This is a genomic window from Nitrospirota bacterium, assembly GCA_020846775.1.
Lineage (GTDB): Bacteria > Nitrospirota > 9FT-COMBO-42-15 > HDB-SIOI813 > HDB-SIOI813 > RBG-16-43-11.
This window is the reverse complement of the sequence record JADLDG010000024.1, coordinates 1-18867: the sequence shown is the minus strand read 5'-3', so window position 1 is coordinate 18867 and position 18867 is coordinate 1. Positions and strand designations below refer to the sequence as shown.

21 protein-coding genes and 1 pseudogene are annotated in these 18867 nt (G+C 45.3%); 15 read left to right on the top strand and 7 right to left on the bottom strand.

Annotated elements, in window-relative coordinates:
* Window positions 1–11: 11 nt before the first annotated feature.
* The 5 genes from IT392_04125 to IT392_04105 all read right to left on the bottom strand — a co-directional run bounded on the left by IT392_04125 (window position 12) and on the right by IT392_04105 (window position 3543).
* A complete protein-coding gene (locus tag IT392_04125) occupies window positions 12–716 on the bottom strand; it encodes a DUF922 domain-containing protein (protein MCC6543674.1) in 705 nt (234 codons plus the stop codon).
* 47 nt (window positions 717–763) lie between these two features.
* A complete protein-coding gene (locus IT392_04120) occupies window positions 764–2662 on the bottom strand; it encodes a diguanylate cyclase (GenBank protein ID MCC6543673.1) in 1899 nt (632 codons plus the stop codon).
* A 77-nt stretch (window positions 2663–2739) separates the two neighbouring features.
* On the bottom strand, window positions 2740–2910 hold the full coding sequence (locus IT392_04115) for a M48 family metalloprotease (protein MCC6543672.1): 171 nt from the start codon (window positions 2908–2910) through the stop codon (window positions 2740–2742).
* Window positions 2911–3049: 139 nt separating this feature from the next.
* Entirely contained in the window at window positions 3050–3259 is a 210-nt protein-coding gene (locus IT392_04110; protein MCC6543671.1) for a DUF2007 domain-containing protein, read from the bottom strand.
* Window positions 3256–3543, bottom strand: a complete 288-nt coding sequence (locus IT392_04105) for a hypothetical protein (protein ID MCC6543670.1) — start codon at window positions 3541–3543, stop codon at window positions 3256–3258. Before IT392_04105 ends, IT392_04110 begins: the two co-directional genes overlap by 4 nt.
* Window positions 3544–3627: 84 nt before the next feature.
* Here IT392_04105 and IT392_04100 point away from each other — a divergent pair.
* From IT392_04100 to IT392_04070, 7 genes and pseudogenes are all read left to right on the top strand, one after another.
* Window positions 3628–4092 (top strand): annotated as a pseudogene (locus tag IT392_04100) (hypothetical protein).
* 360 nt (window positions 4093–4452) lie between these two features.
* Window positions 4453–5013: a sigma-70 family RNA polymerase sigma factor gene (locus IT392_04095; protein MCC6543669.1), complete on the top strand. Its 561-nt coding sequence runs from the start codon at window positions 4453–4455 to the stop codon at window positions 5011–5013.
* A complete protein-coding gene (locus IT392_04090) occupies window positions 5003–5509 on the top strand; it encodes a zf-HC2 domain-containing protein (GenBank protein ID MCC6543668.1) in 507 nt (168 codons plus the stop codon). The genes IT392_04095 and IT392_04090 overlap by 11 nt, the downstream gene beginning before the upstream one ends.
* A gap of 12 nt (window positions 5510–5521) precedes the next feature.
* A complete protein-coding gene (locus tag IT392_04085) occupies window positions 5522–5998 on the top strand; it encodes a periplasmic heavy metal sensor (protein MCC6543667.1) in 477 nt (158 codons plus the stop codon).
* Between the two features lie 70 nt (window positions 5999–6068).
* On the top strand, window positions 6069–7388 hold the full coding sequence (locus IT392_04080) for a TolC family protein (protein ID MCC6543666.1): 1320 nt from the start codon (window positions 6069–6071) through the stop codon (window positions 7386–7388).
* Window positions 7378–8340: an efflux RND transporter periplasmic adaptor subunit gene (locus IT392_04075; protein MCC6543665.1), complete on the top strand. Its 963-nt coding sequence runs from the start codon at window positions 7378–7380 to the stop codon at window positions 8338–8340. Before IT392_04080 ends, IT392_04075 begins: the two co-directional genes overlap by 11 nt.
* On the top strand, window positions 8337–10412 hold the full coding sequence (locus tag IT392_04070; protein MCC6543664.1) for an ABC transporter permease: 2076 nt from the start codon (window positions 8337–8339) through the stop codon (window positions 10410–10412). Before IT392_04075 ends, IT392_04070 begins: the two co-directional genes overlap by 4 nt.
* On the opposite strand, the gene msrA is transcribed toward IT392_04070, so the two are convergent.
* Complete coding sequence (msrA, locus tag IT392_04065) at window positions 10398–11360, bottom strand: peptide-methionine (S)-S-oxide reductase MsrA (protein MCC6543663.1); 963 nt, start codon at window positions 11358–11360, stop codon at window positions 10398–10400. The two genes, IT392_04070 and msrA, sit on opposite strands and share 15 nt — an antisense overlap.
* A gap of 215 nt (window positions 11361–11575) precedes the next feature.
* Between msrA and pyrE the strand changes: the two genes are divergently transcribed.
* The 8 genes from pyrE to IT392_04025 all read left to right on the top strand — a co-directional run bounded on the left by pyrE (window position 11576) and on the right by IT392_04025 (window position 18482).
* Complete coding sequence (pyrE, locus tag IT392_04060; protein MCC6543662.1) at window positions 11576–12145, top strand: orotate phosphoribosyltransferase; 570 nt, start codon at window positions 11576–11578, stop codon at window positions 12143–12145.
* A 201-nt stretch (window positions 12146–12346) separates the two neighbouring features.
* Window positions 12347–12682 carry a rhodanese-like domain-containing protein gene (locus IT392_04055; GenBank protein MCC6543661.1) on the top strand — a complete coding sequence of 112 codons (336 nt, stop codon included), beginning with the start codon at window positions 12347–12349 and terminating at the stop codon, window positions 12680–12682.
* Window positions 12683–12728: 46 nt separating this feature from the next.
* Entirely contained in the window at window positions 12729–13052 is a 324-nt protein-coding gene (locus IT392_04050) for a 4a-hydroxytetrahydrobiopterin dehydratase (protein ID MCC6543660.1), read from the top strand.
* Window positions 13053–13320: 268 nt separating this feature from the next.
* Complete coding sequence (locus IT392_04045) at window positions 13321–14190, top strand: transposase (protein ID MCC6543659.1); 870 nt, start codon at window positions 13321–13323, stop codon at window positions 14188–14190.
* Window positions 14191–14243: 53 nt separating this feature from the next.
* Window positions 14244–15149, top strand: coding sequence for a zinc ABC transporter substrate-binding protein (locus IT392_04040; protein MCC6543658.1), 906 nt, complete (start codon window positions 14244–14246; stop codon window positions 15147–15149).
* A 27-nt stretch (window positions 15150–15176) separates the two neighbouring features.
* Entirely contained in the window at window positions 15177–15968 is a 792-nt protein-coding gene (locus IT392_04035; protein ID MCC6543657.1) for a metal ABC transporter ATP-binding protein, read from the top strand.
* A gap of 26 nt (window positions 15969–15994) precedes the next feature.
* Window positions 15995–16813: a metal ABC transporter permease gene (locus IT392_04030; protein ID MCC6543656.1), complete on the top strand. Its 819-nt coding sequence runs from the start codon at window positions 15995–15997 to the stop codon at window positions 16811–16813.
* A 199-nt stretch (window positions 16814–17012) separates the two neighbouring features.
* Window positions 17013–18482 carry a peptide-binding protein gene (locus IT392_04025; GenBank protein ID MCC6543655.1) on the top strand — a complete coding sequence of 490 codons (1470 nt, stop codon included), beginning with the start codon at window positions 17013–17015 and terminating at the stop codon, window positions 18480–18482.
* A 121-nt stretch (window positions 18483–18603) separates the two neighbouring features.
* On the opposite strand, the gene IT392_04020 is transcribed toward IT392_04025, so the two are convergent.
* On the bottom strand, window positions 18604–18867 hold a 264-nt coding region (locus IT392_04020; GenBank protein MCC6543654.1), incomplete at its 5' end, for a cation-transporting P-type ATPase.

The window sequence follows — 18867 nt, the reverse complement described above, 5'->3', positions numbered from 1 at the left end:
TATGTATATCTTTAATGGCGGCTGCCCCTTGCGGGATTGGTTCTCAATTGGGCGCCCTGAGTTCTCCCGTGGCGCGTTCTTTGATCATAGAGGTCACTTGCCTGCTGGGTATCATGGGCAAATAAACTGAAGACAGCAGGAATCTGATTCCGTAAATCCCTTCTGGCTATCTCCTCGGCCGCCAGTCTTGTCCGGCCTGCGCCTGCGGTGCTTAAATCCTGATAGTAGCTCAGATATCTCCTTAGGACAGGCATCGCAACCCTGAGATGACCGCGTTCGTGAGACAGGAGGCACCGAATATAGCGCTGCCATTCATTTTGAACAGGATGTGATAAACCTTCCACATTGGACCACTGAGGGAAGAGAAAATTTACACTGTATCCCAGAGTTGCCTGTGTAATCCGTGCAGAGGCAGACCACCGCATCTCCGCCGGCACATTGGGAACTTCCACCGAGCTGCCCGGGATGATGCTTATTTCAAGATCCGGCAGCAATACCCCTGCCTGTATGTCGCATGATGCTGCATGGTGCCCGTCCCCGTCCTGTGGTCCCAGCCGCTGCATCTGCTGCAGCGCATCTTCAAGTGACCCTGCAGTAAACGAATAATGCCTGATCACCTCACCTAATGAAGAAAGATTTATGCCCATTTTATTTACTTGTGGATTGTGCCTGAAATATCTCCATACCTTATCAACGACGATACAATATACATGCATAATAATCAATGCATGGCTGTAATAATGATTTAACGGAAGGGATTTTTTTATGCGGGTTGTTTTCGAAAACGTTTTTCTTCGTACATCAGTTTATCCGCCTTTTGGAGCATTTCATCAATCGAAACTGGATTATCAGGATCATAACAGGAAATCCCGATGCTTACGGAAAACTTATAGGGGTAAAGCCCGGATTTGTTTAATGTGTCTATTTCCGTCTGGATGCGGTGACAGATAATATTTTCATCGGATTCATGCTGGATAATTCCAAAGACTACGAATTCATCGCCGCCGATGCGTGCAATGATATCCGAATCCCGCAAAGTTTTTTTAAACATACGGGCCATCATTGTCAGTGCTTTATCCCCTTCGCTATGACCGAACGTATCATTGATCTGCTTCATTCCGTCCAGGTCAATGAACAATAACACTACTCTTTGCCGCATTCGTCTGGCGGTTTTCATCAGATGTTCAGTCAGGTGAAAAAATCCACGACGATTGTGAAGTTTCGTCAGTTCATCAATGCTGGACATCTCTTTCAACTCCCCTTCAAGAAGCTTCCGGTCTGTTATATCCCGGATAATTGCTATGACTCTGGCATCCCGTAACGGCAATAGCCGGGCCTCATAGGCCCGTTCACCTGTAGGCATGGATAACCAATACTCGATTCCTGTGATCTTTTGCGTCCGGAGGACCTCCTTGATGGCGGAATGGAATTGGCAGCCAATGTCAGGCGGGATAATTTCAGAGATCTGTTTGCCCCTGACTTCTTCTGATGGAACAAACAGCGCCATTTCCCGACCGACATGGAAATCCAAAATAGTACCTTTGGAATCCATTTGAAAATTGGAGTCCGGAAATGCTTCAAATATGGCTTGCAATGTCTCGTTTGTCCGTGCGGCCGCTGATTCCGCCATTTCCCGGTCTTCAATTTCCCGGATTAGAATGTTTCTATGAGCAAAATATTGTTTGATCATTCTGGCTATATGACCAAATTCAGTTTTTTCCTGAATGAGTGAAACGATCAAGTCCGGATTTTCGGCTGTCAAAGCTGCAGATATAGAGGCCAGAGGCCTGCTGACCCAGCGGGTAAGTAAAATGGATAAAGTCAAAATCATACCGATTGTAAAGAGGAGAAACAGTACTAAGTCGCGGTTCGACGCATCATGAAAGAGTTTGATCATCGGTGTCTCACTGAGAACCACAACCCGCATGAGCGGTTGATGATTCCAGCTTAACAGGTCCCGCGTCAGCTCAATTACCCCTGTTTTCACCGAAGATGCGGAGTTCTCTGCAGTATTGCCCCCTGAAAGAGGTTTCAAAAAGATCCGGCCGTTTGTTAATTTCTCCAGATCGCTGATGTATGCTTGATCCCATAAATGACCGGCAAAATAGTATCCCCGGATCGCTGATTGCCGGTTAGAGTCGGTAGTTGGATGAATCGTTGCACCGAAAATCTCCATCAAACCATGCTGGGTCTGAATGAAAAAATGGGAATAATATCCTTTGGAGAATAATTTCGGCAGTTCTTCCCTCGATATGGGTAGTTCATTTATGGTATCGTCATTCAGACTGTTCAGTGAGAATTTGAGTCGGAAGGATCTATCATAGATCCAGCCGGCATGGAGCGTATACGTTTCCAGTGCGGATCCAATTTGGGTGAAAGCCCATTTTTCATCACCCGAGGACACAAAGGATGCCATTTCATCCCAAAGTGAGTATTCAAAATAGACATGTTTTTCAAAAGGGACTCTTTTGAGCTGCACAACTTTGTCGAACAAAATCCGAAGGTCGTGCTCCTTGTTGTTTATCAGGAGATTTTCCTGGTCGGATTTGTTGTTCCAATAAAAGTAGAAAATAGACAGGAAAAGTGCGGTAAGGATAAAAAGGAGGATTATAATTTTCGTATGGACTTTGAAATTCGCCATGACAGTAATAGTCGGAATCATTACACTATATAATTAATCTGTTTCAGGCTTTATGTAAGTTCAAATCACTAAACCGCCCCAGTTAATTCAAAGGCGCATTATTTACCCTGGAGCAAGCCCGCAATCATCTTTATCAGGGCGCTAATCATGCCGTCTGTACTTTGCGTCAAGTCACATGCATATCTGTCTGCCTCTCTCTCATTCCTTCTGGACAAATAAAGCATAAGCGGAAAACCTGGGAAGGAGACGATGGAACCGATGAAACTCAAGAGGATTATGTCAGCAAAGAAAGTTCTGCTCCTGATCGAAAAAAGATTAAGGCAGATAGCGGTACACAGTAATGAAAATAAAACTAATCAGGATTAAGTAAAGATATAGCTGCATATTTCTATAGTAATGACAGGACACTTATCCAGTTATCACTTCCTTTGCTGCATCCTTATCCTCCTCCCTGACTAAAATCCTGATCTCTCCCATCCTGCCTATATTTACAGGATAAGGGGCCACCTTTGAGGATCTCAAGATCACAGGCATCCCTCCACTCTCAAGAAGGTCTTTTATCATCTCCGCTTCAATGGAATCACAGGTAATTAAAACTTCAACCCATTCATTGCTCATTTCAACCCCATATTTGACACCCTGGGGATCTGACACGTCCTGGGGTAATCGCGGAGATTCTTTCCTGCACCCGCAGCTACCTCGAGAACTTTTCCAGATGCCCGTTGCAGCATTTCATGCCGAAGTCTTCTCACACCAAGTAACTCGGGTACCATCTCTATCAGATCATACCAGTTGGCAATCCTGTCATAAGTCTGCCGTATCTGTTCCTTGGTCATGGATTCAACTACCCTGGTTTTAGATTTCCAGTATAGCACTTTCTGAGCATTTCTTTCTGAAGTCATCGTTTAAATATTCTGCTCATCATAGTATATTATAACTTAAGGAATATTAGTCAAAACGGTTAGTGTAATGGCAATGTATTTGCCCACGATGCCTATGTTGCTGGTGAGGGTATCCTGCATGTAGAGCTGCTCGGTCTGGTGACCCTTGCCGACATACGCGGAACACCCGAAGCAGCACAAGGCGAGTTGATGCGCTTTCTCGCAGAAGCAGTATGGTACCCGACGGCCCTGTTGCCCAGCCAAGGCATTCGCTGGGAGGCTGACGCTGGGTCGGCGAAAGCGACTCTTACGGATGGAGTGACCACTGCTTCTCTCGTCTTCCAGTTTAATGAGGAAGGACTCATCAGCGGTGTGAGGGCTGCTGCGCGCCCCCGTACTGTGAATGGCGCACTGGTTGCCACACCATGGAAGGGCCGGTTCTGGGGCTACGATATGCGAGACGGCATGCGCGTTCCGCTGGAGGGTGAAGTGGCGTGGGAATTACCGGAGGGGTCATGGCCATACTGGCGTGGGCGCGCCACTGAGATTACCTATGACTTTGCGCGATAAGTAAACCCTATTCCTTAGTAATCGGCCTAACCTCAGCTTCCAGTGGACGGGTCTCTAACTAATCGCCGCCCGTGAAGCGGACACGATTGACAACGTCTCGGCACGTGATTAATAATACGAACGACGTCTCAATCAAACCCGGGCGGATGTAGTTCGTGTCAGGGACTCAGAACTCACCGTACCCTTATAAACCATTCTCCCGGTGTATTATGTGCAATGACATCATTAAACCTTATACCAAGGATGGAGAAACTCATGGGCGAGCTGTTTGGTAAAGGGAGTCAGGATATTATCTTATAGTAGCAGCAGGGAACTTTTTTAACTTTCGCTTGTCTAAATAAACATGGAAACAATCTGAACATGCATGACATCACCGGAAACATCATTATCAGGGCATCAGAGGGTGACATTGACGCCTTCGAAATGATCTATAGGGAGTATGTTGATTTTGTTTCCAACGTGGCCTGCAGGGTCGTCAACAACCGGGATGATGCCGAGGAGGTTGCTCAGGATGTTTTTCTGAACATCTATCGTCAGCTTAAATTGTTTCGCTTTGAGTCATCCCTTAAGACATGGATATACAGGATCACAGTGAATACAGCGATCAACTATTCCAGGAAGAGTTCAAAACACCATAGTGAAATTGCGGGGTTTATTGAAGTCTCAGACCTTGTAAATGCAAACGAAAGGGCACCGGATATTGTCGGCGTGGATTTCAATGAGAAAGTCATCACGTCCCTGTTAAATGCCATCACACCTGATCAAAGGGCATGCATAGTTCTTCGAAGTATAGAAGGTTTAAGTTATCAGGAGATTGCCGAGACATTGCAGATTCCGGTAAACACAGTACGATCCCGGATTAAGAGGGCGAGGGAAACAATGCTGGCTCTTCGAAAAGAGGTAATGCAGGATGATATGTAAAGACATTCAGGAATATCTGCTGACAGATTATCCGGACAGGCAATTGAATGCAGAGAGTACAGCAGAAATTGAAATGCATCTAAGGTCATGTGTCCAATGCCTGCAATACTCAGAGGCCATCTGTAAGTCTTTGGTAGAACCGTTTTCGGGAGCAACGAAGATTTCACTTACGCATGAAAGGGTGTGGAACAACATTAAACAGCGCATTAAGGAGGAACAGCCAGAAGCATCCTTATCCAATCCATTCGTTGAGATGATCCGCAGAGCAAGACAATCGGTCAGTTTAAACAGACCTGCATTTGCCCTGTTGGCTGTATCTGTAATCGCTCTGATTGCAATGGCGTATTTTAATACAAAAAACCCGGAAGTTGCAGTTTTATCGCAGCCTTCAGAATCAGGTGCAAAATCTATCAGCTATGTGGCAGATGAGCTGTCTGATCATCAATCCGATGACCAGGCGGATTACGGGACGGATATTGAAAAATATTTTTTATAGGAGGGATATAAAATGAAAACGCATAAACAATTGCATATTATCCTTTTTATAGGGATGGTAATTACCCTTATAATTTCATCAATTGCCTATGCATCTTCGGGCAGACCTTTCGACGGTGATGAAGGGGATAGCAAAAAGGCAAGATGGGAAGAAAATATATCCGAAATGTATAAGCAACTGGGTTTAACACCGTTACAGGATAAACAGCTGAAAGATCACCGTGAAAGGCATCGCTCTCAGATGGATACATTACATAAAGAGATCAAGGCTAAAAGAGAGCAGCTCGGTGACGAGCTTCAAAAAAAAGACTTTAATATACATAGGGTTCAACAGGTTCACGACGAATTAAAATCCCTGAAGGCCCGTATGGAAGATTATCGTTTAGAAGGAATTCTTGAGGTGCGCAAAATTCTCACCCCGGAACAATTCAGTAAATTTATGAAGTTAAAAAAGGACCAGGCAGTCCCTGGCAGGCATATGGCTCATTAAAATAATTGATTAAAAGGAGATCCTGAAACAATACTTAAACTAATTCAGCTGGCGGTTCAGGGAAAAAGGGATGAACAACAGGTTTTGGGCAAGTTTTCATAATATGTGTGAAGAACAATTTTATCTGTGGTGCAGTCGAATGCTGGTTTGTTTTTTCATTACCGGTATCCTGCTGCCATTTGATATTCAGGCACAAACGAACTATACATGGCATGATTGCGTTGATGAGGCGTTAAGGAGCCATCCTGACATAATCTCTTCCCGGGAGAGGATCAACCAGTCCAGAGCCATTGAGGATAGTGCCGGCAGCCCCCTGTCTCCTCAAGTCGGGCTTAATGCTGGGATTACTCCATTTGGAGAATCCTCCTCCGGTACATCAGAACATTATTCTTACGGCATTAGCGGATCGCAATTGCTTTATGACGGCTCGAAGACAAGAAACCAGGTTAATGAGGCCAGACAAAACAGTGCCTCGGCACAATTCAGCTACCTGACTACCTCTTCCAACGTGCGCCTCCGCCTTCGTTATGCATTTGTCAATCTGCTAAAGGAGCAGGAGTTATTAAAGATTACCAGTGACATCGCCCTCCGGCGTCGTGACAGTCTGGAATTGATCAGGCTGCGATATGAAGCCGGGAGGGAACATAAAGGTGCGCTTTTAACGGCAGAGGCCAATCTGGCCCAGGCAGAGGCAGAAGTTGCACAGGCCCGGAGGAGTATTGATCTCGCGCAGAGGCGTTTAAATAAGGAATTAGGCCGAAAGCAGTTTCTGCCGGTTCAGATAGAAGATACTCCTGAGATATCGGATGCTCAAAAAGAAAAACCGGATTTTGAGCAGCTGGCAGCGACAACTCCGTTTCTTCTTGAGCTGACAGCCCGGAAAGAGTCCGCCTCATACAGCGTACTTTCAGCAAAGGCCGATTATTTTCCTAAGGTTTATGCCATGGCAGATGCCGGGCGTTCTGAGGCAAGCTGGCCGCCTGGTAATTCATCGTGGTCAGCAGGGGTAACTGTTTCCCTGCCGCTCTTTGACGGAGGTAACCGGCGTGCCTCGGTAAACAGGGCTGAATCTGTTCTTGCTCAGGCACAGGCAGACGAGCGGAGCGGACGGGACAGTGTTATCCTGGCACTTAATGAAGCCTGGGTGAGACTCCAGGATGCCATGGATAATGCAGAGGTACAGAAAAAGTTTCTGGAGTCGGCCGTGACACGCGCCAAGATAAGTGAGGCCCAGTATTCCAATGGATTGATCTCCTTTGATGACTGGATCATCATCGAGGATACCTTAGTGCGGTCAAAAAAGAGTTCCCTGGAGGCTCAGGTAAGCGCCATCACCGCCGAGGCAGATTGGGTTCAGGCTAAAGGAGGAACGCTGGATAATGAAAAGTAGAATATTGTACGGGTTATTGATTATTGTTGTACTTGGCGCTGGTTACTGGATCTGGAAGACCTATAATCCTGGCATTGACAAGAAGGCAGTTCATGAGACTATCATCCCGGGACGCGGCAACATCGAGGTCTTGATAACAACTACCGGTACTGTTCAACCCCAGAACCGCCTGGAAATGAAGCCTCCGATCAGCGGACGAATTGAGAATATCCTTGTCGTAGAGGGGAGTCATGTTAAAAAGGGGGAAATAATTGCGTGGATGAGTTCAACCGATCGGGCCGCCCTTCTTGATGCAGCACGCTCAAGGGGCATGGAGAGTCTGAAGCAGTGGGAAGATGTGTATAAACCAACGCCGCTGATTGCGCCAATAAACGGCGAGGTCATAGTAAGGGCAGTTGAACCCGGACAGTCTGTTACCCCAAATGATCCGGTCGTGGTTTTGTCTGACAGATTGATAGTAAAGGCCCAGGTAGATGAAACAGACATAGGACGGGTGAAGGTGGGGCAAAATGCCTTCGTAAGCTTGGATGCCTATCCCGGAGATAAGGTCATCGCCCGTGTGGATCATATCTCATACGAATCAAAGCTTATAAGCAACGTCACTATTTACGAGGTGGATATCTTACCACAGAGGGTCCCGAAGGTCTTTCGCTCAGGGATGACTGCCAATGTAAATATTATTGAAAAATCCCGACGTGATGTCTTACGGCTTCCATTAGATGCGGTCAGACGAGAGAAAGATGGGTCATTCGTATTAGTCAAAGAACCTGGGCAGGGTAAATCAGTATCCCGCAAAGTTGAGACCGGACTTTCTGATGAAAACTTTGTCGAGATTACCAGCGGGCTTAATGAACAGGACGTTGTAATGGTCGAGAAAAAGAACTCTGTCTTGCCGGGAAAGAATACTTCGGGAGGTAGTCCGTTCATGCCGTCGGGAAGGCCAAAACGTTGATTGATTTAAAAAACATAAACAAGACTTACAGAACTGGAAAGATTGCCTTTCAGGCACTCCGGGATGTCAGCCTGTCAATAGAACAGGGTGAGTTTGTTGCCATCATGGGACCCTCCGGTTCAGGCAAATCCACATTACTGCATCTCCTCGGGATGCTTGATCGTCCTGATTCCGGCTCGTATACCATTTACGATAAGGAGATCAGTTCGTGCAGTGAACAGGAGCTTGCCTGTCTGCGAAATCACCTTATCGGATTTGTGTTTCAGCAGTTTCACCTTCTCGCACGTACCTCTGCCATAGACAATGCCTATCTCCCTTTGACCTATTCAGGCAAAAGACAAAACAAGGCAAGGGCTAGTCAGAGATTAAAGGAGGTTGGTCTTGCGCACCGGGAAGATCATAAACCAAATGAATTATCCGGTGGAGAACAGCAGAGGGTTGCGATAGCACGTGCGCTCGTCAACGATCCGTTGATCGTCTTTGCAGACGAACCGACAGGAAACCTGGATACACAGAGTGAGAAGGAAATTATTGCGATCCTGGAAGAATTAAACCGCCAGGGAAAAACAATCATCCTGGTGACTCATGAAAATGAGATCGCAGAACATGCCCGGCGTATCATCTTCATGCGGGACGGTAAGATCGTTTCGGACAAACGTAAGGACGCTGCAGTAAATACAGGAGAGGGACCAACAACATCTCGTCATCCTGAATTTAATCAAGGATATAAAGCCATGCCGCCTGGCCGGGAGATCCCGGAACAAGATCGAAAAGACAGGGAAAGAGACGAGGATGGGAAGGGATTTTCGAATGAAAGGCAGCACATAGAAGAAGTCCTTAATGCAGTAAATTCAACCGGAGCAAGGCTGCCTGATCATATGCAGCAGGCCATTCAGGCCATCTTATCTCACAAAGTCCGTGCATTCCTCTCGATCCTGGGGATTTTGATCGGGGTTGCCGCAGTCATTGCCATGCTTGCTTTAGGAGCAGGGGCAAGAGAATCCCTTGAACAACGGCTGGCGTCCCTTGGATCAAACCTTCTTTCTGTTAGACCTGGTTCACCCAGGCTGCGTGGAGTTGCCCTCGAAACAGGATCAGTAACTCGTTTCACTGTCAGAGATGCCGATGCCATTGCTAAATTGCCCCCCGTGAAGATGGTTACCCCCAATGTAACCGGAAGGGGTCAGGTCGTATACAGCAATAAGAACTGGAGCACACGCCTCGAGGGGGTAGGTGTTAATTACGCCAAAATGCGCGCGTCTGAACCAATTCTGGGACGGTTCTTTACAGAAGAAGACGTCAGGAGCCGTGGCAAGGTAGCCGTCTTAGGGTTGACAGTTGCAAGAGAGTTGTTTGCGGAAAACGACCCCGTAGGTTCAGAGATTAAGATCAACCGTATAAATTTCAAGGTCATTGGGGTTTTACCGGAAAAAGGGGCTACCGGATGGAGGGATCAGGATGATGTGATTGTCATTCCGATCTCAACTGCAATGTATCGGGTTCTGGGAAAAGATTATGTTGATGGGATAGATGTGGAGGTCCGGGGGCCTGACGTTATAGATCAGGCTCAGGATGAGATTGAAGGACTTTTAGTCCGAAGGCACAGATTGACAGGCGACATCAAAGAAAGCATTGACATACGAAACCTGACAGAGATTCAGGAAACACTTGCGAGCACCACAAAAACAATGAGCTGGCTTCTGGGGTCAATTGCAGTTATCTCACTTCTGGTCGGCGGCATCGGGATTATGAACATCATGTTAGTTTCCGTAACAGAGCGTACCAGGGAAATCGGACTTCGAAAGGCCATAGGTGCACGTTCCAGGGATATATTGACTCAGTTTATCATCGAGGCAGTCGTGATGTCAGTTAGCGGCGGCGTAATAGGCATAGCTATAGGCATAGGAATTGCCTCCGGATTATCATACGCAGCAGGCTGGACTACTAAAGTCTCGATCTCTTCGGTTGCCCTGGCAACAATTTTTTCTGTCGCTGTGGGTATGGTATTCGGGATCTGGCCAGCAAAAAAGGCATCACAACTTAAGCCGATTGAAGCCCTAAGATATGAGTAAGTCCCTGTACCCGCCATACCCCTCTTTTTCCATATCCTCTTTCGGGATAAAACGAATGGCCGCGGAATTTATGCAGTAGCGAAGCCCTGTTGGTTCAGGTCCATCCGGAAAGACATGGCCAAGGTGGGAGCCGGCATTCCTGCTTCTAACCTCGGTCCTTACCATGAAATGATCCGCGTCTTCTTTCTCCACTATGTTTTCAGGCTCAAGAGGCCTTGTAAAACTCGGCCACCCTGTTCCGGAATCGAACTTGTCACGGGAACTGAAAAGGACCTCTCCGGAAACCACATCAACATATATCCCTTCTCTCTTATTGCCGCAGTATTCATTCTCAAAAGGCCTCTCTGTCCCCTTCTCCTGTGTAACCTTGAATTGCAAAGGGGTCAGTCTCTTCCTCAGCTCTGACTCATCCGGTTTCTGATACTGCCATAAACCTTTCAGTACCTTATCGCGACCGGAATGTTTGCGATAATTTTTATATCTCATGGACTCTTTTTTGTAGTAATCCTGATGATACTCCTCAGCGATGTAGAACTCAGCTGACGGCAGGATCTCTGTCACAACAGGTTTCATATACCTGCCTGACTTTTCCAGCTGCGCTTTCGATTTTTCTGCAGCCATCTTTTGTTCATCCGAATGATAAAAAATGGCAGTGCGGTATTGCGTCCCCCTGTCTACGAACTGACCTCCGGCGTCTGTCGGATCTATCTGCCTCCAGAAGACATCAAGGAGCCTGTCATATGTTATCTTTGACGGGTCATAGGTGATCTGAACAGCCTCTGTGTGTCCTGTATCACCTTCACAGACCTCTTCGTAAGACGGATCTTTAACGTGACCTCCTGTGTAGCCGGTAACAACTTCCAGGACACCGTCAATCCCTTCGAAAGGCGGTTCCATACACCAGAAACAGCCGCCGGCAAATGTTGCTTTTTCAATTTTGGTATCCATGCTGCCTCCTGTAAGATTGATTTTTTATAATAAATTACCCTCCTTACAGGATAAAGCCCGTTGGCCATTTTGTCTACGTTATCTTTTATTAAACTAATAATGTGCTTGACAATCAGCAGATATGGAAGGTTAAATAGGGACAGCGACTATTTATTCGTCAACGAATAAATAGTCGCTGTCCCTATTTAACCTAACCTTGGAGATTCATGATGCCAATGCTGAAAGAATTAATAGACATTATTCTCGAAAAGTCGCTGAAGGTCGCTGATGAACCAATCTATGAACTTGCTTCAGGTAAAAAAAGCAATCTCTACATTGACTGCAGAAAGACGACAAAGAATGCGAGGGGCGCATATCTTATCGGCAACATAATATACGATAAAATATCAGATCTTGGGATAGATGCGATCGGCGGGCTTACAATGGGTGCAGACCCTGTAGCCGATGCCGTGGCTTATACAAGCGTTCTTAAGGGTAAACACATAAATGCCTTTTCCGTCAGGAAGAAGGCCAAGGAATACGGACTTAAGAGGGTTATAGAAGGAGACGTTACAACCGGCAACAGGGTCGTTATAGTTGACGACGTGGCGACAACCGGACAATCCACTATTGAGGCGATCGAGAACGCAAGGGCCGGGGGACTGCATGTTGTAAAAGTTATTGTCCTCGTAGACAGGCAGGAGGGCGGCAGGGAAAACATCCTCAAACATGATGTTGATTTCGAAGCAATACTGACTAAGCAGGACCTGTTGGATGAATATTACAGAAGACCTGAAAGGGATTAAATACAGAATCCTGATTCAGCATCTATTTCAGGCCCTGAAACAATACTGAAATAAGTTAAGCACAAGTTCAGGAAGACAATTCTCAAACGTTTACCGGGGGCAGCCATCCTGATCGTGATCACCTTGACAGGTGATCTGCGGTATCATACAATAATATTGATACTGGTTTTCAATATCATATAAAGGATTGAGGTGAGTATAATGGTAAGAGATATTACAACAGAAGATTTTGTAAATATGCTGAACTCTGAAGAGGAGGTTATTCCTCTTGATGTATTAAGCAGGAATGCACGGGAAGATATGGTTATTAAGAATGCTATCAGGTGTTCGGTGGAAGATATCAATGAATGGGCTGACGAACATTTCGACCGCAAGGATGAAAAGATTATCATTTTTTGCGGAGGAAATATATGCGGCTCTCTAATTGAGGCAGCTGCGCTTCTTGAAGACAAAGGCTTCACCAGTCTGTACAAGTATGACGGACGAGTAGAAGACCTGTCTGACGCGGGGCTGGATTTGAAATACATTGAGCACTAACAGATAGGTTTGGCAATATGTTGTAAGAATCAGGAGGTTGTTTAAAATGGATTTACTTAAAAAGAGATGTGTGCCATGTGATGGAGGGACTCCGGTTCTTGATAAAGCGGAAGCAGATGTCCTGATTATTAAAGAAATCCCTTTATGGACTTTAAAGGATGGGCACTTATTCCGGTCATTTAAGTTCAGGGATTTCAAAGAGGCGATGATATTTGTAAATTCACTGGCTGACCTGGCTGAAGACGAGGGGCATCACCCTGATATCTGCATTCATTATAACAGGGTAGACGTGGAACTCTGGACGCATGCAATAAAAGGACTTTCGGAAAACGATTTCATTATTGCTGCAAAAGCAGATAGACTGACATAAAATGTAAAATGGGGTCAGGTCTTTAATTTTGATCTTAATCAATAGTTCCATCCCATCTTACATAACAAACTCATGTGCTATGTTGAAATTAAGTGCACTTTCCTATGTGCAACCTATATCGGGATACATATCTGATCATCCTGTTTTATCTAACATATTGCTTTATTTAAATCTGGCATTCTTTTGGCTTATTATCTGTTAATAATCTAAGCAGACCGGAAAGTACCTGTATCTCCATAATTGCATTATAATCTGGTAATCAAAAACTATGGCAAGACCGTTGCGAATAGAATACTGCAGTGCTCTGTATCACGTTACATCAAGAGGCAATGAGCGAAAGCCCATTTTCTGGGATAATGAAGACCGGCTGATATTTTTAGATCTCCTCACTAAAGTGAATGAGAAATACAATTGGCTTTGCCATGCATACTGTCTTATGAACAATCACTACCACATCATTATTGAAACTCCTGAAGGGAACCTCTCCAGGGGAATGAGGCAGTTAAACGGTGTCTATACCCAGTTATTTAACAAAAAGTATAAACGAGTTGGGCACATATTTCAGGGGAGATATAATGCGGTATTGCTCCAGAAGGAAAATCATCTGCTTGAAACTTACAGATATGTGGTTTTAAATCCCGTGAGAGCGGATTTGGTAAAGAGGCCGGAAGAATGGAAATGGAGCAGTTATCGAGCAACTGCCGGAATAGACTATTCTCATCCATGCCATACAATAGACTGGATATTGGGACAGTTTGATACAAACAAAATAGCTGCAGCTAAGAAGTTTAAAGAATTTGTATGGGCCGGGATAGGAAGAGAATCGATCTGGATTAAAGTCAGTGGCCAGATACTGCTTGGTGATAATTGTTTTATTGAGAAATTTACAACTTACTTAAAGTGCAAAGAAGATGTCAAAGAGGTACCAAGAAGCCAGAGATACGTTAACAGACCGAGTCTCGAATGCTTATTTGATACGGCTGTCTTAAAGGAAAAACAGTCACGGAATCTGACTATTATAGAAGCCATTATGAGATATGGATTTAGTCAGAAGGAGGTTGCTGAGTATCTGAAGATGCACTATTCTACGATAAGCAGGTTGATTAATGAATATGGAAAGTCAAGAATCAAGACCTGACCCCGTTACACCACCTTATTTTTTACCTCTGACTGTGCTATAGTTGTTACCTTATGAAATTATTTGCCATTTTCAGATACCTTACTGTTGCGGTTATTTTTATAAGTAGTATCTTCAGTACTTCACATGCCGCAACTCCAAAGAAGATAAAGGTCGTTACTACCCTTAACATTCTGGAAGACTTTGTAAGGAATGTTGGCGGCGAACGGGTGGAGGTAAGAAGCCTGCTTTCGGGACTTGAGAGTGAACATACTTATACTCCAAAACCAAGTGACATAATAATTGTTAAAGAAGCTCAGGTCCTGGTGGAAGTAGGTCTCGGTCTTGAGGTATGGGTAACGTCTCTGATAAAAAACGCATCGAACAGCAATTTGATTACTATTACCACATCAACGGGAATACCTTTAATACGAGGCGAAGGCACAGACCTGCATCATCATAACAACCATCTGGGGAACCCACATATCTGGCTCGATCCCGAACGTGCAAAGAGCATGATACGTCATATTACAGATGCACTGTCAAAGATTGATCCCGAGGGAAGGAAATATTATCTTTCCAATCAGGCCGAATATTTTATAAAGATAGACAGGATGCGCAAGGATATAGAAAAGAAATTGAGTAGTGTTAAAAACCGCAGGATTATTACGCATCACCCGGCATGGCCTTATTTTGCACAGAGGTTTAATCTGAAGATAGAGGATAACATCCAGATGCAGGCAGGTACAGAATCCTCTGCAAAACACATGGCCAATCTAATCAGCGAGATTAGAAAAGGAAACATAAAGGTCCTGGTCTCTGAGCCACAGTTAAATCCAAACATCCCAAGGGCTATAGCAGATGAGACAGGGGTAAGGGTAATTACTCTCACTCCAATACCAGGCGGCCTGCCAGGAACGGACACATACATTGAAATGATGGAGTATAACGGCAGCCGGCTTGCGGAGGCACTGCAGTAAAGTACAGAGCTGGAGGCTTAATTTCGGATGTCGGAAAATGTAATAATCAGATTTTCTAATGCAACAATTGCCTATCAGCAGAGGACTGCTTTAACAGACATTAACCTCGAAGTCTATCAGGGGGAATTTCTTGGCATTATCGGGCCAAATGGATCAGGCAAGACCACACTTCTGAAATCCATTCTTGGTCTGGTACGTCCATCCCGGGGATCTGTTCAGATATTCGACTGCGCCTGTCATAAGCTGCGTTGTCACCACAAGTCCCGGATCGGGTATATACCACAGAAAGGTCAAATAGATTATGACTTTCCTGTAACGGTCAGGGAAACGGTTATGATGGGCAGATACAGTTCTATCGGTTTGTTCAGGAGACCTTCAAATGATGACAGCGAACTTGTGAAAAAAGCCCTCATTGAAGTGGAAATGGACCGGTTCACCGACGCGCCGCTGGGACACCTGTCAGGCGGGCAGCAGCAAAGAGTACTGATAGCAAGGGCCTTAGTCCAGCAGCCGGAGGTTCTGCTTATGGATGAACCGACCACTGGTATAGACACACCAACACAGTACAGTATGATTAAACTTATTTCCAATCTTCAGAAAAACCTCAAACTGACAGTACTCCTTGTTACCCATGATATAAACATGATCAGTCCCTATGTGGACAGAATGGCCCTTATAAATAAACAGATTCATGCGATAGGATCACCTGCAGAGGTGCTTGATGAAAAGATACTGAGTGACATATACGGTAAACAGGTAGTAGTTGCTAAGCAAGAGGGCGGGACATATGTAATAGTCGGAGACTACCACCATGCATGAAGGATTCAAAAAATTACGGGGTACCTATGATTGAAATGCTCTCTTATGAATTTATACAGAGGGCCATTATTGCTTCTGTCATAATCGGCCTGGTATGCTCTATTATAGGTGTATTTGTAATCCTCAGGAAATTGACTTTCATTGGCGCTGGTACATCGCATGCTGCCTTCGCAGGAGTTACACTCGGTTACCTCATAAATCTGAACCCGCTCTATTTTGCCATAGTATTCAGCCTGTTAACGGTATGGATCGTAGGGTATCTGAACCGGATGGGGTATCTGAAGCTGGATGCTTCGGTAGGTATATTCTATTCGCTGACGATGGCACTGGCCGTACTGTTCATAGGACTAATGAAGGTATACAACGCAGAGGTTTATGGTTATCTTTTCGGGAGTATACTGTCTGTGACAAAGGGGGACTTGGCCGTTATACTTATCCTCGGCCTGGTGGTCCTTTCTCTGGTCTATATCTTTTTCAAAGAATTCCACTTTATTACGTTTGATGAAGAATTGGCCAGGGCGAGCGGCATCCCTGCAGGATGGCTCTCCTTTCTCCTCCTTACAATGATAGCCATGACAATCGTGATCTCCCTGAAATCTGTAGGCGCCATCCTGGTGTTTGCATTGATAGTTACGCCGGCAGCTGCAGCATATCAGCTGACTTATAGTATGTTAAGAATGTTTTTTTATTCAGCAGTGATAGGGATAGGGTCTTCCGTTGGAGGTGTTTTTCTCTCCTACTGGCTTGACCTCCCTTCAGGAGCGACTACTGTGCTCTTTGTTTCATTCATGTTCTTTGTTTCCCTGGTTTTTTCTCCTAAACGCAGAAAGAAGAGGTTCGCTTAGTCAGGTGAAAAAACTTTCAATATCACATAGGATCTTAGTAACACTTATTCTCCCCCTCCTTTTGGCAAACTCCGCATGTCAGCGTGCATCAGACAATATTCCTGCATCAGTAAGTGCAAAAGAAACTGCTGATCGGAAGATTGCTTACGGGGATACCCTGGTTGAAGGCACCATAGGTGAGCCAAGTATTCTTATCCCGATGCTCGCAGGAGACAGTGCCTCCCATGAGGTTGCGGGACTGATTTTTAACGGCCTCGTAAAATATGACAAAGACCTAACCATTACTGGAGACCTTGCTGAGTCATGGGATATATCAAAAGACGGTCTCACGATCACATTTCACCTTAGAAAGGGCGTGAAATGGACAGACGGGGTTGAATTTACTTCAGAGGATATAATGTTCGGCTACCGGACAATAATAAGCGACAAGACCCCAACCGCATATTCCGAGGATTTTAAGCAGGTAAAAAAGGCAGAGGCACCCGACCGGTATACATTTCGAGTCACATACGACAAACCATTTGCACCTGCCCTCAGCAGCTGGGGGAGTCTTCCGATCCTTCCCAAACATCTTCTTGAGGGAAAGGATATCACGAAGAGTGAACTGGGACGTAAACCTGTAGGTATGGGACCATACAAGCTTTCTAAATGGACACCAGGCTCTGAAGTAGTTCTTGATTCCAATCCAGACTACTTCGAAGGGAGACCATATATAGACAAATACGTCTTTCGGGTAATCCCTGATCCAGCCACTATGTTTCTTGAGCTTCAGGCCGGCGGAGTTGACTGGATGGGACTGACCCCTCTTCAATACACCAGACAAACTCAGTCAGCATATTTCGAAAAAAACTTCAACAAATTCAGATACCCTGTATTCTCATACACCTACATGGGCTTTAATCTTAAACACCCCTGGTTCAAGGACAAGAGGGTGCGTCAGGCGATCGCACATGCAATAGATAAGGATGAGCTTGTATCAGGCATCCTGTTTGGACTTGGTAAGGCGGCAACAGGACCATATGTGCCTGACACCTGGCCATATAACCCTGACGCAAAAAAATATGAATATAACCTTGAGAAGGCAAAGGCACTCTTGAGCGAGGCCGGCTGGAAGGATACTGACGGCGATGGTCTTCTGGATAAAGACGGCAGGCCGTTTGAATTCACTATCCTTACCAATATGGGAAATTCCCTCAGGATGAAGACCGCCACCATTATCCAGTGGAGGCTTGAGATGGTAGGGATAAAGATAAATATCAGGGCCCTTGAATGGTCAACCTTCATAAATGAGTTTATTGATAAAAGGAGATTTGAGGCAGTTGTCCTCGGCTGGAGCATTGGACTGGACCCTGATCAATATGATATCTGGCATTCCAGTAAAACAAAAGAAAAGGAGTTTAACTTCGTAAGTTACAACAATCCAGAAGTAGATGAACTACTCGAAAAGGGGAGGAGGACATTCGACATAAATGAAAGGAAAAAGGCATACTTCAGGATTCAGGAGATACTGGCTGATGAACTCCCTTACCTGTTCCTTTATGTCCCTGATGCACTGCCAATCGTCAATGCAAGATTCCATGGAATTGAGCCTGCCCCGATCGGAATAGGATACAATATAAGTAAGTGGTATGTGCCAAATGGTATGCAGAAGCACAGGATTGAGAAATGAGCCAACGCTGCCTGCAGAACTTTTCCGGTTTAATCTTGCCTTAATCTTCATTCCCTATAATAACAACCAGGTTTAAAAAAACAATTCCTGATACCATAGAGCTGGGGTAGGGGGTTCTGAATCATCTCAGAAGACGCAGCCCGTTGATAATAACCAACAGGCCCCCTACTTCATTTATCAGAATCCCGGGTACAAGGCCGATCCACCCCATCAAGGCTACAGGCACCAGAAAACCTATTATAGTCATTGAGATAATGATATTCTGCCTGATATTATTGACCGCCCTCCTGCTCAGGTTCAACACATAAGGTATTTTGGACAGGTCATCAGACATAAGGACTATATCTCCTGTCTCTATTGCAACATCTGTCCCGGCAGCGCCCAT

What these genes read in the sequence shown, in the direction of transcription:
- IT392_04125 (MCC6543674.1), bottom strand. Translation starts at nt 716, where the DNA reads ATGCATGTATATTGTATCGTCGTTGATAAGGTATGGAGATATTTCAGG.
- IT392_04035 (MCC6543657.1), top strand. Translation starts at nt 15,177, where the DNA reads ATGTCGGAAAATGTAATAATCAGATTTTCTAATGCAACAATTGCCTAT.
- IT392_04110 (MCC6543671.1), bottom strand. Translation starts at nt 3,259, where the DNA reads ATGAGCAATGAATGGGTTGAAGTTTTAATTACCTGTGATTCCATTGAA.
- IT392_04030 (MCC6543656.1), top strand. Translation starts at nt 15,995, where the DNA reads ATGATTGAAATGCTCTCTTATGAATTTATACAGAGGGCCATTATTGCT.
- pyrE (MCC6543662.1), top strand. Translation starts at nt 11,576, where the DNA reads ATGCTGAAAGAATTAATAGACATTATTCTCGAAAAGTCGCTGAAGGTC.
- IT392_04080 (MCC6543666.1), top strand. Translation starts at nt 6,069, where the DNA reads ATGAACAACAGGTTTTGGGCAAGTTTTCATAATATGTGTGAAGAACAA.
- IT392_04095 (MCC6543669.1), top strand. Translation starts at nt 4,453, where the DNA reads ATGCATGACATCACCGGAAACATCATTATCAGGGCATCAGAGGGTGAC.
- IT392_04085 (MCC6543667.1), top strand. Translation starts at nt 5,522, where the DNA reads ATGAAAACGCATAAACAATTGCATATTATCCTTTTTATAGGGATGGTA.
- IT392_04120 (MCC6543673.1), bottom strand. Translation starts at nt 2,662, where the DNA reads ATGATTCCGACTATTACTGTCATGGCGAATTTCAAAGTCCATACGAAA.
- IT392_04050 (MCC6543660.1), top strand. Translation starts at nt 12,729, where the DNA reads ATGGATTTACTTAAAAAGAGATGTGTGCCATGTGATGGAGGGACTCCG.
- IT392_04105 (MCC6543670.1), bottom strand. Translation starts at nt 3,543, where the DNA reads ATGACTTCAGAAAGAAATGCTCAGAAAGTGCTATACTGGAAATCTAAA.
- msrA (MCC6543663.1), bottom strand. Translation starts at nt 11,360, where the DNA reads ATGGATACCAAAATTGAAAAAGCAACATTTGCCGGCGGCTGTTTCTGG.
- IT392_04040 (MCC6543658.1), top strand. Translation starts at nt 14,244, where the DNA reads ATGAAATTATTTGCCATTTTCAGATACCTTACTGTTGCGGTTATTTTT.
- IT392_04025 (MCC6543655.1), top strand. Translation starts at nt 17,013, where the DNA reads ATGCTCGCAGGAGACAGTGCCTCCCATGAGGTTGCGGGACTGATTTTT.
- IT392_04075 (MCC6543665.1), top strand. Translation starts at nt 7,378, where the DNA reads ATGAAAAGTAGAATATTGTACGGGTTATTGATTATTGTTGTACTTGGC.
- IT392_04055 (MCC6543661.1), top strand. Translation starts at nt 12,347, where the DNA reads ATGGTAAGAGATATTACAACAGAAGATTTTGTAAATATGCTGAACTCT.
- IT392_04090 (MCC6543668.1), top strand. Translation starts at nt 5,003, where the DNA reads ATGATATGTAAAGACATTCAGGAATATCTGCTGACAGATTATCCGGAC.
- IT392_04045 (MCC6543659.1), top strand. Translation starts at nt 13,321, where the DNA reads ATGGCAAGACCGTTGCGAATAGAATACTGCAGTGCTCTGTATCACGTT.